The 15,262-nt window shown below is 39.7% G+C and carries 10 protein-coding genes; 7 read left to right on the top strand and 3 right to left on the bottom strand.

Annotated elements, in window-relative coordinates; genetic code table 11:
- The first annotated feature begins 232 nt into the window (after positions 1-232).
- The 4 genes from RF007C_RS17845 to tnpC all read left to right on the top strand — a co-directional run bounded on the left by RF007C_RS17845 (position 233) and on the right by tnpC (position 5,056).
- The gene (locus tag RF007C_RS17845; RefSeq protein WP_051456729.1) at positions 233-2,434 is read left to right on the top strand and encodes a dockerin type I domain-containing protein; all 2,202 of its coding nucleotides are present in this window, start codon (positions 233-235) and stop codon (positions 2,432-2,434) included.
- A 361-nt stretch (positions 2,435-2,795) separates the two neighbouring features.
- Positions 2,796-3,113 (top strand): IS66 family insertion sequence element accessory protein TnpA, encoded by a 318-nt coding sequence (gene tnpA, locus RF007C_RS15620; protein ID WP_037301468.1) that lies wholly within the window; start codon positions 2,796-2,798, stop codon positions 3,111-3,113.
- Positions 3,107-3,463 (top strand): IS66 family insertion sequence element accessory protein TnpB, encoded by a 357-nt coding sequence (tnpB, locus tag RF007C_RS15615; RefSeq protein ID WP_037301465.1) that lies wholly within the window; start codon positions 3,107-3,109, stop codon positions 3,461-3,463. Before tnpA ends, tnpB begins: the two co-directional genes overlap by 7 nt.
- A gap of 81 nt (positions 3,464-3,544) precedes the next feature.
- Complete coding sequence (gene tnpC, locus RF007C_RS15610; RefSeq protein WP_051456728.1) at positions 3,545-5,056, top strand: IS66 family transposase; 1,512 nt, start codon at positions 3,545-3,547, stop codon at positions 5,054-5,056.
- Positions 5,057-5,234: 178 nt separating this feature from the next.
- Here tnpC and RF007C_RS16755 read toward each other — a convergent pair whose 3' ends face one another.
- From RF007C_RS16755 to RF007C_RS15595, 3 genes are all read right to left on the bottom strand, one after another.
- Positions 5,235-7,796: a BspA family leucine-rich repeat surface protein gene (locus RF007C_RS16755; protein WP_051456727.1), complete on the bottom strand. Its 2,562-nt coding sequence runs from the start codon at positions 7,794-7,796 to the stop codon at positions 5,235-5,237.
- Positions 7,797-7,975: 179 nt separating this feature from the next.
- Positions 7,976-8,617, bottom strand: a complete 642-nt coding sequence (locus RF007C_RS18150; protein ID WP_037301464.1) for a hypothetical protein — start codon at positions 8,615-8,617, stop codon at positions 7,976-7,978.
- A gap of 401 nt (positions 8,618-9,018) precedes the next feature.
- Positions 9,019-9,699 carry an SOS response-associated peptidase gene (locus tag RF007C_RS15595; protein ID WP_242836317.1) on the bottom strand — a complete coding sequence of 227 codons (681 nt, stop codon included), beginning with the start codon at positions 9,697-9,699 and terminating at the stop codon, positions 9,019-9,021.
- Between the two features lie 243 nt (positions 9,700-9,942).
- On the opposite strand from RF007C_RS15595, the gene hsdR reads away from it, so the two are divergent.
- The 3 genes from hsdR to RF007C_RS15580 are packed head-to-tail and all read left to right on the top strand — an operon-like array spanning position 9,943 to position 15,245.
- Positions 9,943-12,273 carry an EcoAI/FtnUII family type I restriction enzme subunit R gene (gene hsdR / locus RF007C_RS15590; RefSeq protein WP_037301459.1) on the top strand — a complete coding sequence of 777 codons (2,331 nt, stop codon included), beginning with the start codon at positions 9,943-9,945 and terminating at the stop codon, positions 12,271-12,273.
- Positions 12,274-13,758 (top strand): HsdM family class I SAM-dependent methyltransferase, encoded by a 1,485-nt coding sequence (locus tag RF007C_RS15585; protein WP_037301456.1) that lies wholly within the window; start codon positions 12,274-12,276, stop codon positions 13,756-13,758. It abuts the gene before it with no gap.
- Complete coding sequence (locus RF007C_RS15580) at positions 13,755-15,245, top strand: restriction endonuclease subunit S (protein ID WP_051456726.1); 1,491 nt, start codon at positions 13,755-13,757, stop codon at positions 15,243-15,245. The genes RF007C_RS15585 and RF007C_RS15580 overlap by 4 nt, the downstream gene beginning before the upstream one ends.
- The last annotated feature ends 17 nt before the right edge of the window (positions 15,246-15,262 follow it).

The raw sequence follows: 15,262 nt of genomic DNA, 5'->3' as shown, positions 1-15,262 counted from the left end.
GCCCCTTTCGGGGCGGATTAATATGTACAAAGCGAGTTTTCATTGATTGTGAAAAATGCTGATAATATTATATATTATATGAACATTTTACATAGTATATTGAATATTTGCAAAATATATGGTAAAATTATACATATATGAATATGATATAAGTGCCATGATGTGAGCTATCTTGCATAATGGATAGAGTGGTACTATAAGCGGTTTGATAGATAAGTATGGAGGTCTTATTATGAGGGAGATAAAAATTGTAAAAAGGTTAGCAGCGACATTAATCTCATTCTGTATGATGATCCCATCATTTACTTTTACGAGTGTTAATGCTGTAAGTACTACAACCACAACCACTACAACTACAAAAAGGACAACTCCCACAACAACTACTACTAGAAAAGTCACGTCGACTACTCCATTATCTTCACCTGTTACTACGACATCACAAAGTTCAGTTTTTAGACTTGGTGATGTAAATGCAGATGGGAATGTAGATTCTATAGATTCAAGCTTTGTATTGATTGAATACTCAAAACTCTCCAGCGGTAATGGTATTGGTAGTTTTAATGATGAACAAAGAAGAGCTGCAGATGTTGACAAAAACGGCATAACAAATGCAGTCGACGCATCTAAGATTTTATGGTACTATGCATATAGTTCTACACATGAAAATGCTGTAAGCCTGGATGATTTCCTTAAAGATAGATATAGAAATACATCGTCGACTAAAATTATAGCAGTTAATACTGAAAGTGCTTACGATGAATATGATGATAACATATTAAACAAATTAGATGTTACCCTTTTACTTACTCAGAAAAAGCTGACATTATACGAAGCAAGATCTAACCCAAGCATAGAAATAATTCTTTCTGCCAAAAGTTCAAATGGAGCAACGATTAACTCAACAGGTATCCATATCATATATGATGATAGACTCCAAATTGTTCCTGATGAATATGATAATGTAGCTGATTGTATGAATTCACGCCTTCGTTCTTTTAAAGCCCAAAAATATGAAGCCAATGGCATATTTGTAGCTACTAGTTCTGATAGAGAGTGTATGCTATCGGCAGATGGAACAAATCTTTGGAGGTTTACGCTCAGATTACCTAGTAATGTTAAGGTTGGAGATATATACCCTATTAATATTGTTTATATGGACGGAGATCTATTTGATAACTGCCTATCCAATGATACCGAAAAGCTAAGAGAAAATGCTTTCAGTCATATTGAACAGGGGTATATTGAAATTATAGACTCACCACAGACTACGACCAGTAAAGCAACAACTACTACTACAAAGCGTGTAACCACAACTTCGACTACTACGTTCACAACAACTACTACAATGGTTTCAACAACGAACAAACTTGATGCATTAAAAAACACATCATATATTCTTACTAACGGAGATCAATATACTATTCCGATAGATCCATCTGATTTGATTTTTAGATCGAACAATTCTGATGTAGCTGTTGTTTCAAAAACAGGTACCATAACTGCAATAGGCAATGGAGATGCAATAATAAGTATTATAGACACTGAATCCAATGTTGTTCAAATTAAAATAACTGTAAATCCTATTGGGTATACAACATCATCCACAATAACTCAACCTGGTATTACAACTACAACCACGACAACTTCACAACATTCAGATTATAACCTCGGAGACGTGAATAACGATGGAATGGTAAACGCTGTAGATGCATCTTCGGTTCTTGCATATTATGCAATGATCTCTACAAATAAGGATGGAGGTTACACTGAAGAGCAACAGCTAGCTGCCGATGTTGATCATGATGGAAAGATAAATGCAGTTGATGCTTCAAATATACTTTCATATTATGCATATATTTCAACTACAAAAGAAGCAGTAGTGTCAATGGAAGAGTATACAAATAGCAACAAATGGGAAAAGGCATATCAAGATAAACTTCAAGAATTTATGAATAGTGATGCATTTGGGACAATAGCACCGAATGACTCCATGTTTGATCTGAGAGATATTAATGGTGATAATATTCCAGAACTATTTATCTCTGTTGGAACATATCATGCAGCAACAGTTCAGGTCTTTTCATTTTTAAATGGAGAAATAATCGAATTGTTTGATGGCGGAGAATATGGTTTATTAAGTTATATTCCTTCTGAATCATATTTGTGTGAAAATGTATCTAAGGCTCCAGGTCCAGACAAATCTATTGACAGTTTGCTTAAAGTATATAAATATGACGGGAAAACAATTACTAAGGTAATTGAATTCGGTGATAACTTTCGTGGTATGAATAATTATTTCACAATAGATGGAACTGAGGTCGATAAAAATAAGTATTATAACGAGAAAGAAAAATATAATTTACAGTCATCCATTTCATTAGGACGAAATTATTTGTTTGATTCAGTTAATATCAATAATATAAAAAGCTATTAACAATGGATACAGATATACCAAACACAGTATATACTGAGTGACTTCAGAAGATATTGATAATAACGAAAGTATGAAAGTTATTCTGAATGGTGTCATGTAGGATGTATATATAAGGTACAGATAGATTTAATCATACTGATTAAACAATAAAGCCCACGCTCATTTCTTTGAGGGTGGGCTTTTTCTTGTTTTCAGCGGTTATAATTAGCCTTATTATCGTAAGCGTAAAATAAAGGACGTATTCCACCAAAAAGGAATCTGATGTATAATAAAGTCTAAGCAAGTCCATGGACTAAATTAGAGTATCTAAAATAGTCGATGGAGTAAACTGGACTAAATTAGACATAGGGGGAATACGGAGATGAAAATAACGACAGCTATTACCAATGTCAAGAGAGATATACAGCTGCAGGAATGGAGTGAGCAGATCAAAGCACAGCAGGAAAGCGGTATGACCGTAACAGCATTCTGCGCTCAGAATGGTATCAGTCCCAAGACATATTACTATCATCTTCGCAAAATTCGGGAGTGCTGTTTGGAATCCAAACCTGCAATAGTGCCTGTAGCTGTCCCAAGACCAAACTCAGATATTCGTATTGAGAAAAATGGCTTGCAAATATCACTTCCGGCAGATATCTCAGCAGATACTTTACTTGAATTAGTACATGAATTATGCTGAATGACCTGTCATTAGATAAGCAGGTATACATCGTCACAGGATATACCGATTTGAGACGTTCGATAGACGGACTTGCAATGATAGTAAAAGCACAGTTACATCTTGATCCGTATAGTACGGCATTGTTTTTGTTCTGTGGCAGACGCTGTGACCGCATTAAAGGACTTCTCTGGGAAGGTGACGGATTTCTGCTTTTGTATAAGCGCCTTGATAACGGAAGATTCCAATGGCCGCGTAATGAAACAGAAGCTTTACTGCTTACACCGCAGCAGACACGATGGCTTCTTGAAGGCTTAAAAATAGAACAGCCTAAAGCTATCCGTGAAGGCAAACCGAGTGTGCTGTATTAAGGAAATTCTTCGATATTTCTTGATTTTTCGGCAGTTTTATGGTATAATATATATATCATGAAACGAATGGAGGATCGCAGTATGTCTGAGCAGAATACAGTAAATAATGATATATCATTGGCTCAGGAAAATGCTGCGCTCCGTAATAAAGTTACAGTGCTTGAAGAACAGCTTTCTCTTATGCAGGAACAACTTGCATGGCTGAAAAAACAGGTTTTCGGAAGAAAAACTGAACAAACCTCTGTGATAATGGGAAGTGATATGCAGCTTTCATTCTTTCCTGTGATCAATGATAAAAACAGTCATACTGCTGATAAGACTATTACCGTTCCCGAGCATAAGCGAAAGAAAAAGCGCACTCATAATGACTGGATGAACGAATTGCCTGTTGAAGAGGTATTACATAAAGAAGACGATCCTAAATGTGATAAATGCGGCTCTGATATGACGGAGATCGGCGAGGATAAATACGATGAACTGATATACACTCCTGCTAAATTTCATATTCGCCGTCACATAGTAAAGGTATACAAGTGTATCAAGTGCGGTACAACTCCCGAAGTAAGCACTGAACCATGCAATATCAGACGTGCTGAACATCCTGAGCTTATGATACCGGGAAGCTATTGTTCTCCCGAACTTCTTGCACATATTATTTATGAGAAGTTCTGCAAGGCAGTACCGCTGCACAGACAGGAGAAGGACTTTAAATCCAAAGGCATCCATTTACTTAAAGCAACTATGTCGAACTGGGTATGCTATGCTGCTGAGAAGTGGTGCAATCCCATTGTGCAGAATATGAAAGAAAAACTGTTATCAGAAAAGATCATCCATGCTGATGAAACAGTATTTCAGGTACTGCACGAAAAAGGCAGAAAAGCAACGACCGATTCAAGAATGTGGGTATACTGTAACGGAAAGATCAATGACCGCAGTAACATCATTTTTGATTATCATCCTACAAGGAAAAGTGAAAATGCAGTCAGATTTCTCGGAGAATTTGATGGTTTCCTTGTATGTGACGGTTATGCAGCATACAATGCACTGCAAAAGGCAAAGAGATGCGGCTGCCTTACTCATGTCAGAAGATACTGGGTAAACGCACTGCCAAAAGAAAAATCAGCATACGAAACATCGGCAGCAGCTAAAGGTGTAGATTTCTGCAACAGGATCTACCATGAAGAAAAACTGCTGACAGAACTTACTGCTGAGGAAAGATATGAGCAGCGTCTTGTAAAGATCAAGCCTTTACTTGATGCTTTCTTGGCATGGACTGAAGAGCTTCAGGTCAGCGGTAAGAACAAGCTTGTCGACGCAGTCAGATATACTCTCAATGAAAAGAAATATCTGTATACGTTCCTTGAAGATGGCGATGTTCCTATCGACAACAACAGAGCTGAAAATGCTATCAGACCTTTCACCGTAGGTCGTAAAAACTGGCTCTTCAATAATACAGAACGCGGTGCAAAATGCAGCGCCCTTTTGTACTCGATATTTTCAACAGCTCAGGCTAACGGTATGGACGTTGAAAAGTATCTGACCGATCTGTTCTCAAATCCGGCAGGCACGATACTCCTGCCATGGAATAATTGATAAAGTTTATCCTCGCCATCGGCGAGGATATTTTTGTATCTTATGGAACGCGATTTATTTGAGGCTTACCTTACATCTTTTTTCTTAGCTTAATGACATTATCCTGCAATGTGTTTCTGTTATTGATGATACTATCGCAGTGTCATTTTAACGTTATGTATCTGCATTTTTATCAGGCTTACTTTTTAATCTTTTTGCGATTTTCAAGTACTCCTGACGTCAAGACAGCAGCAAGACCGAATAAGATCATCATTACTGCACCGAATGCAATGATTACATTTGTCATTGAGTTGTTGCCTGTCTGAGGAAGCTCGACAGCTTCTCCTGCGGCATTTGTTCCGATTCCTGTCTCAGGATCGATAGTATATGTATCGAGTACATTACCTTCATTATCCTTTAAAGTGATCTCACGCTTGCCGTCTTCAGTTGTCTTAATTTCTGTAGAACCAACCTGTTTAGATGTCTTGCCCTGATAATCTACTACAGCTTGTTTGGCAAGCTTCTTATCAGCCTCAGCTGCAGTGTCTAAAGTAGTTGTTGCAGCAGATGTTGTGACAGTATCTGTAGTGATTGGAGTAGTTTCTGTTATTGTTGTCTTTGATGTATTTGTATTAGTCTTTTGGGCGGTAGTAGTGGTCGTAGTAGTTGTTGTCGTCGTAGTTGTTGTTATTGTGGTAGTTGTGGTGGTCGTCTTCTTTTCGTTAAAATAACCTTTAGCGTCGATTCTGTCTATACGGGCGTATTCCTTATCTGTATGTTTGGAGTCATATTTCGTACCGTTTTCACCTACAATTGAGCCGCTCCGCTCAAACATATTCCATGACGCGGTCACCTTTTCAGTATTCCATTTATCCGAGACCAGCACAGTGATCAGATATGTACATTTAGAGAACATAGAGCCCATACTGGTTACATTCGCAGTATCAAAGTTACTCAGATCAAGCTTGCTAATTATACATTCTTCAAACATAGCTGTCATACCGATTACATTAGAAGTATCAAAGCTGCTTAGATCTAACTGCTTGATATTTGAGCAATGCTCAAACATATGTGACATATTAGTTACATTTGAAGTATCAAAACCGCTCAGCTCAAGCTCTTGAACTCTACATTCTTTAAACATAGCTACCATATTAGTTACATTCGAAGTATCAAAGCTGCTCAGATCAATTTCTGCCGCTAAACATCCATTAAACATATGCCCCATATTGGTTACCTTCGAAGTATCAAAGCCGCTCAGATCAAGCTCTTTAACTCTACAGTCATAAAACATACTCGACATATCGGTTACATTAGAGGTATCAAAGCTGCTCAGATCAAGCTCTTCCGCTCCGCATTTTTCAAACATTCCTACCATATTGGTTACATTAGAAGTATCAAAGCTGCTCAGATCAAGCCTTGTTGCTGTACAGCCATAAAACATATAAGTCATATCAGTTACATTCGAGGTATCAGCTTCAGAAAGATCTATGGCTTCGCATTTAAAATCACTAAAGAGATTATGGCAGTTCTCCGGAAATGCCGCACTTTTTTTCACAACGACATTTTTGACCGTTTCATTTTGGCGATACTTTTCCAGATCTTCCTTTCTTATAATTCCGCCCGAAATTATAAGAGTACCGCTTTCCTCATCAAAATCAAGCACTGCATACTTCGTTGCAGTTCCAAAAGTCAGGTAACCCAGACTTTCTGCCTTGTCAATACGCGCATACTCTTTGTCAATATGTCCGCTGTCATATGTCGTACCGTTTCCGCCTTTTATGCAATAACAATTATTGAACATATTCTCAGAGTTCGTTACCGCAGCCGTATCCCACTTTTCTCCTGTCTTAATTTCCTTAAGGTGTACGCTCTCGTTGAACATACCGCTCATATCCGTTACATTTGAGGTATCGAAGCTGGTCAGATCCAGAGAATCAAAACCGCAGCCTGAAAACATATTGCTCATATCCGTTACCTTTGAGGTATCAAAACCGCAAAGCACAGGAGCTGTCTTATTATAGATCAATGCAGGCTCATCAACTCTTATGGATAAACTATCGTAGTGACAGCAATTCATGAACATTTCGCTCATATCCGTTACATTTGAGGTATCAAAATGGTAAAGATCAAGGTAATTAGTATCAGTGCCCTTGAACATCCCCTTCATACTGGTGACATTTGATGTGTCGATTGCTCCGGGGCTGAGATACTCCGATTTATTTCCGCTGTACATATAGCTCATATCCGTTACATTTGAGGTGTCAAGACCTTCCATTGATGCCACAGTATTGGAGCCGCTGAACATATAACTCATATCCGTAACATTTGAAGTGTCAAGACCGCTGATATTTATCGAGCCCACATTGTCATATCCTTCACCCCAATGGTTGTATCCTGAAAACATACCCTTCATGGTCTTTACATTTGAAGCGTCTGCCTTGCTCAGGTCTATAAACTTAGAATTGGAAAAGCCGCCGAACATATATGAGCAGTCCTCGGGCAGAACAGCGCCATCAAGGGCTTGCACCCCATGAATATTCGGATTGTCCCGTAAACTTCTTATACTTTCTGCACCGATTTTTCCATTAATATACAGTATCTTGCTTTCTTCATCATAATACATTCCTCCGAGCCACACCAAGCTCTCATCTTCCGCCGAAACCAAAAATCTTCCGGGAGAACAGTAATTTGCGGTATGCACCGCTCCGCATGAAATAGCCATTGCCATAAATGCAGCAATAAGTTTTTTTTCTTTCATAACAACACCTCCGTCACATAAATACGTATATCATATCCGTCTGTTTTTGGGTATAATCCCTATTAAAATTATAGCATAATTTTTCCACACAAGGAATGCGCTTTTACCACAAAAATCAACCACTCTCTTTGTCTGTTATAAACAAAAACAGCACGTATAAACGTACCGTTTCCGACCGATCATTTCTGATCGCCTATGGAATTTGTTTTATGCAGAAGATACTCCTGTATCCTCAATGCGTCATCTCCTGTAAGTCCCTTTGTGGAGCTGTCCACATCTGCATTTGCATATCCCTGCTTTGTCAGCGGCTTCTGAGCAGTACCGCCGATACCGTACTTATTGGGATTTGCAAGAGCCTGCATTATGAGTATAGCGTCTGCAAGATCTACCTTATTATCGCAGTTGGCATCGCCGAGCATTGTTACAGCAGGTTTGCTGACTGTAGTTGTAGTAGTCGAAACTTTTGGCTTTGTTGTTGTAGTAGTCATTGTCTTGGGCTTGGTTGCGGTGGTAGTCGTTGCCTTGGGCTTTGTTGTGGTTGTTGTTGTTGTTGTCGTTGTAGTTGTAGTTGTGGTGGTGGTTGTAGTGTAAAGATTGTTCTTCTTTATATAATCGAGAGTATCCTGAGGAGCTTCACCGTAGATATACAGATTATCGCCGCTGTTGGCTATTTCGGCATATTCTCCGTCTCCGCTGACCTTTGCGGTAAGGTCCTTTGAATTGAACCAGCCCTTGTCATTTCTCAGCAAAGCTTCCTCTCCGAGCTTATATACACAGTCTCCCAGTCTTACAGCAGACAATTCGCTGCAATTATAGAACATATTCTTGAAGCCGTTTACATTATACGAATACTGCGCTACAGTCTTTGAACTTGCTTAGGCTCTATTATACACTTTGAAACTCCAATTTGTAAGACGCGCTTTATTTGACGCTTACTTATTATCGAAATAGAACCAGCACTTCTGACCGGTTATCTTGGCAACATAGTTGCAATAAGCGTTCATCTCACTAAAACCTGTCTGTATCATCTGTCCGTTTATGTAACTAACGGAAATCTAACGGAAACGTTTTACCAAGATAGAACGATTAAATTCACTTGTTCATTCAATAACTTTCGGAGATATCTTGAAGTTGATTCTAGAGCATTTTAAGATTTTAAAATATGATTTCTTCCATTACTATTTTATTCGTTGCCGCCTCAAGGGCGGCTAACTATAATTACTTATGCTGTTATGAACTCCGTCGGCGATTTATGATACTCAACTGCCTTCTCAAAGACCATATTTGTCAGTGCTCTCTCAGCAATGTTGAAAGGATCTCCGTCGGGACGTATCCATTCCTTCACATCTTCCTTATCCAGTATAAGCGGCATACGGTCATGAATATCCCTTACTGTGCCGACAGCTTCTTTCGTGAGCACAGAGAACATAGGTACCTGCATACCGCTGTGTTCCTCATAACGGTATAGTCCAGCAATATAAGTGATATCTGAACCTTCGGTCTGTATAGCGAACTTGATTTTCTTGGTATTCCTATGCTCGACCATACTGCGACTGTCTTCATCATATAAAGGGTATCCCCATTCATAGTACCATGATGCAGGGATGACACACCTTCGTCGATACCAGGAGTCTTTCCACAGTGCCTTTGTATCAGCAGTTTCTACACGGCAATTTGCAAGAGGCTTGGTAGTAGCTTGATGTGTAAATCCCCATGCCATAGGGAATATAGTCATTTTTCCATATTTGTTCGGTGCAAGAACTGGAGCTATATCTGACGGATACAAGTCTCCTGACATGGATAGGCTCTTTCCGAGTTTTATCGACATTTCCAGAGCAAATGACATTTTTCTTATCTTTATGAGAACCTCGGCCATTTCCTTTGGTTCTATTCTAAGAGACATACACATGCACCTCACCTCCAAGCATAAACAGAATATATGTTCTAAATCTATTATATCACATATATTTTCATACGTCAAGTTTTGTAATAAAATGCTGGGGCATAAGCCCCGGCATATACTTAATCAATTCGTAAAGATTGTTTAAACATTTTAGTCTCCTGATTGACTAATTGTGCAATTTTTGATATAATAAATGTAGATATAACCTCATTATTATTGCTTATTTGAAGTGGAGGTGCGACTATGACCATACTGACAAAAAAAGAAATGTCCGAGGAAGATATCAAGCTTCAATATATAACACCTGCTATTTTATCAAAATGGGATAAGAGCAAGATAACTATGGAAACTAAGATAACTGACGGAAAGATCTGTCTTAATGGCAATATTGTCTATAGAGACAAGAAAAGCGCTAAATACGCTGATTATGTTCTCTACTGGAGCAATAGCTTTCCGATTGCTATAGTTGAAGCAAAGGACAATAATCATAGCGTATCCTTCGGATTACAGCAAGCTATAACTTATGCACAAATGATGGATGTTCCTTTTGTTTATAGTTCAAATGGTGACGCCTTTTATGAGCATGACATGCTTACAGGTACGGAACGTGAGATCTCACTCGATGCTTTTCCTTCTCCTGATGAACTGATAGAGAGATACAAGGTAAGAGCCAATGGCGGCAGCGGACTTACTGCGAATGAACTTGCAGTTATAAGCCAGCCTTATTATTCAAGTCAGAACACATATGAACCTCGATATTATCAGCGTGTCGCTGTAAACAGAACGGTTGACGCTATTGCTCGTGGGCAGAATAGGCTCCTGCTTGTTATGGCTACTGGCACCGGAAAGACCTACACAGCTTTTCAGATCGTATATCGTCTGCTGAAAAGTGGAATGAAGCGCAAGATCCTGTATCTTGCCGACAGAAACATTCTCGTCGATCAGTCTATACAGCAAGACTTCTCTCCGCTTGAAAAGGTAATCCATAAGGTAAATGTTGCAAAGGACGATAAAACCACAATAACTTCACATCAGGTTTATTTCTCGCTGTATCAGCAGCTCGTCGGCGATGATGATCAGGAGCACTTCTCAGAATTATTTGATAAAGACTTTTTTGATCTTATTATCGTAGATGAGTGTCATCGTGGCAGTGCTAAGGAAGAAAGCAGATGGCGAAAAATACTGGAATACTTTAATTCCGCTACACAGATAGGAATGACTGCAACTCCGAAAGAGACTGCATATACTTCAAATATATCCTATTTCGGAGAGCCTGTATATACCTATTCTCTTAAAAATGGCATAGATGATGGATTCCTTGCCCCCTTTAAGGTGATAAGTGTAACTACAGATATCAGTGACGGCTGGAGACCGCTGAAGGGACAACGGGATTATTACGGCAGAGAAATTGAGGACAGAATATACAACAATAAGGATTATGACTATAACATCATAATTGAAGATCGTATAAATCAGGTAGCTCTTGAAATAACTAATTATCTTCGCAGCACTGATCGTATGCAAAAGACTATCGTTTTCTGTGCTTCAGAGGAAGCTGCTGAACGTATGAGAATAGCACTTACAAACTTCAATGCAGATATGTGCACCAAAAATCCAGATTATGTGGTACGTATCACAGGCTCGGATGATTATGGCAAGGGTAAGCTTGATTATTTTATTTCCGTATCTTCGCCTTATCCTGTTATTGCTACAACCTCAAAACTCCTGTCTACAGGAGCTGACTGTAAGATGACAAAGCTAATCGTTCTTGACGAGAATATCGGCTCTATGACTGAATTTAAGCAGATAATAGGCCGTGGAACAAGACTACGCGAAAAAGAAGGCAAGACACACTTTGTTGTCATGGACTTCAGAGGTGTAACAAGATTGTTTTACGATGAAGCATGGGATGGTCCTATCGAGATAGATCCCAACTGGCCTAAGGAACCAGGAGCGGTAATACACGTTCCTCCACCAGGACCGCCTCATGAGCCGCAGGAGAAGCCGTATGTCGGTGTTGACGGATGTACAGTACGTATCATCAACAAGGTTGTATCTGTATATGATTCTGACGGAAAGCTCCTGAGGCATGAGAATATCATCGACTACACCAAGACCAATATCCTTGGCGAGTACGCCGATTTAGAGCACTTTATCAAGAGCTGGAACGGTGAGGAAAAGAAGAAGGCTATATCTGAACTTTTCAAGGATCACGGTATCGATATACAGGCTCTGAAAGAATCTCAGGGCATGGAAGATATTGACGACTTCGATTTCATCATACATATAGCATTTGATAAGAAACCGCTGACACGTAAAGAACGTGCAAACGACGTTAAGAAGCGTGATTTTATAAGTAAATATAACGGACTTGCAAGAGAGGTACTTGAAGCTCTGCTTGAGAAATACTCCAACGAGGGTATCTATCAGATAGAGGATACACAGATACTGAAGCTGGATCCGTTTATAAGAATGGGAAAGCCTGCTGCCATTGTCAAGCTATTTGGCGGTAAAGACGGCTATATGCAGGCAGTTAAAGAATTAGAAGATGAAATATACAAGGAGATATCCTAAATGAGTAGCTTAGGCAATTTTGTAAAGAGACTTCGCGATATAATGAGAAATGACGCAGGTATCAACGGTGATGCGCAGCGTATCGAGCAGATAGCATGGCTGCTGTTTCTCAAGGTATATGACACCAAGGAAGAGGACTGGGAGTTCGATGATGACAGCTATGAGTCTATCATTCCTGAGGAGTGCCGCTGGCGCAACTGGGCTGTAGATGACGGCAAGGGTACAGCCATTACAGGTGATGATCTCCTTGATTTCGTCAACAATAAGCTCTTTCTCACACTTAAAGGCATTGAAGTGTCAAAGACTACTCCTATCAACAAAGCTATCGTAAAGACTACATTTGAAGATACCAACAACTACATGAAGGACGGCGTTCTGCTCCGTCAGATCGTTAATGTCATCGATGAGCTTGACCTCACAAATTATGAGGAAAGCCATGCATTCGGCGAGATTTATGAGTCTATCCTCAAAGAATTGCAGAGTGCAGGTTCTGCCGGTGAGTTCTATACTCCCCGTGCTGTAACAGACTTTATGGCTCAGATGATAAAGCCTGTTATCGGAGAAAAAATGGCGGACTTCGCTTGTGGTACCGGCGGCTTCATTATCAGCTGGCTCAAAGCTCTCGAATCACAGAAAAAGACCATTGAGGACAGAGAAGCCTTTGATACTTCCGTTTATGGTATCGAGAAGAAGCAGTTCCCGTATATGCTCTGCGTTACGAACCTGCTCCTGCATGATATCGATACTCCTCGTATCTATCACGATAACTCACTGCTGAAAGATGTTCTTGACTATACTGAGGACGATCAGTTCGACGTAGTTCTTATGAACCCCCCTTACGGTGGAAGTGAAAAGAACGACGTCAAGAACCATTTCCCTGATGACCTTGCAAGCAGTGAAACAGCTGACCTGTTCATGTCTGTAATTATGTATCGTCTGAAGCAGAACGGCAGAGCTGCGGTCATTCTTCCCGACGGTTTCCTGTTCGGAACTGATAACGCAAAGGTCGCTATCAAGAAGAAGCTCCTGAGCGAATTCAACCTGCATACTGTAATTCGTATGCCGCACAGCGTCTTTGCTCCGTATACATCTATTACTACAAATATCCTGTTCTTTGACAGAACAGGTCCTACAAAGGAAACATGGTTCTATCGTCTTGATATGCCTGACGGCTACAAGAACTTCTCCAAGACCAAGCCTATGAAGCTTGAGCACTTTGCTCCGGCCATTGAATGGTGGAACAAGCGTGAGGAGATAACAGTTGACGGTTTTGACAAGGCAAAGAAATACACCGCACAGGAGCTTGCAGAGAAGAGCTACAACATCGACCTTTGCGGCTTCCCTCATGAGGAAGAAGAAATACTCCCTCCGAAAGAACTGATACAGGAATATCAGGAGAAACGTGCAAGCCTGAACGCTGATATTGACCGCATACTTGCACAGATAACAGGTATTCTTGGTATAAATACGGAGGACTTGTCATGAACGCACAGCAGTTAAAAAACTCCATACTCCAGTTGGCGGTGCAGGGAAAGCTCGTTCCGCAGGACAAGAATGATGAACCTGCAAGCGTACTGTTAGAGCGTATCAAAGCCGAAAAACAGGCACTAATTAAGGCAGGTAAGATAAAGAAGGAAAAGCCTCTTGCTCCTATAACTGAGGAAGAAATACCATTTGATATTCCCGATAGTTGGGAATGGATCCGGATTGGAAATATTTCTTCTATGGTTACAAAAGGAACAACGCCAAGGGGCGGTAATGTATCGTATCTTGAAAGTGGAATTGGTTTTCTGAGAGCAGAAAACGTTGCTGGTTTGGATAGATTAGATACTGCTAAAATGAATTATATTGATGAAGATACTCATAATGGCTTTTTAAAAAGGTCAGTTCTTGAAGAAAATGATATCTTAATCACTATTGCAGGAACACTTGGAAGGACAGCTATTGTTCGTAAAGAAAACCTTCCATTGAACGCTAACCAAGCTATTTCAATAGTAAGATTGATTAATACAGATTATTTTGACCTGTTTTACTTGATATGCGCTATAAATTCGCCTATAATACAAAAAATGCTTACACTTCAGAAAAAGATTACTGCAATACCAAATTTAACTTTAGAGATTGTTTCTGATTGTTTAATCCCTATCCCGCCTCTCTCCGAGCAAAAACGCATAGTTGCAAAGATAGAAGAGCTTCTGCCTTATATTGAGAAATACGATGAAGCTGAAACTAAGCTCACAGAACTCAATACAAAATTCCCCGACGCCTTGAAAAAGTCTATACTGCAAGAAGCCGTACAAGGCAAGCTCGTCCCTCAAAACCCTGACGACGAGCCTGCAAGCGTTCTCCTTGAACATATCAAGGCTGAAAAGCAGAAGCTTATTAAGGAAGGTAAGATAAAGAAGGAAAAGCCCCTTGCTCCTATTGCTGAGGACGAGATACCGTTTGAGATTCCTGAGAGTTGGGAGTGGTGTAGATGGGGAGATTTATCACAGTCTATTCAATATGGATATAACGCTCCTGCAAAGCAATCAGGACGAATCAAAATGGTACGTATTAGTGATATTCAAGATAACACAGTTTTATGGGATAGCGTTCCATATTGCGATATTGATGAAAGTGATATTGAAACATACCTATTGCAAGCAAATGATATATTGTTTGCAAGGACAGGAGGCACTGTCGGAAAATCATATCTTGTAAAAGAAGTTCCAGAACAAGCGATATATGCAGGATACTTGATAAGAACACGGTATAGCAATTCGCTTTGTCCTGAATATCTAAAGTTTTTTATGGAAAGCACACTTTATTGGACTCAGCTTAGAAATGGAACAATAGCTACTGCACAGCCTAATTGCAATGGAAAAACGCTTTCAAATATGATTTTACCAGTTCCTCCGCTTGAAGAGCAAAAGCGTATAGTCGCCAAAATCGAGGAATTAATGCCGTTCATAGGCAATCTTACAAAGTAAAATACCATCAAGGAGAG

The sequence above is a fragment of the Ruminococcus flavefaciens 007c genome, from assembly GCF_000571935.1.
In the GTDB taxonomy this organism is placed as follows: domain Bacteria; phylum Bacillota; class Clostridia; order Oscillospirales; family Ruminococcaceae; genus Ruminococcus; species Ruminococcus flavefaciens_F.
This window is presented reverse-complemented; position numbering and strand designations above follow the sequence as displayed.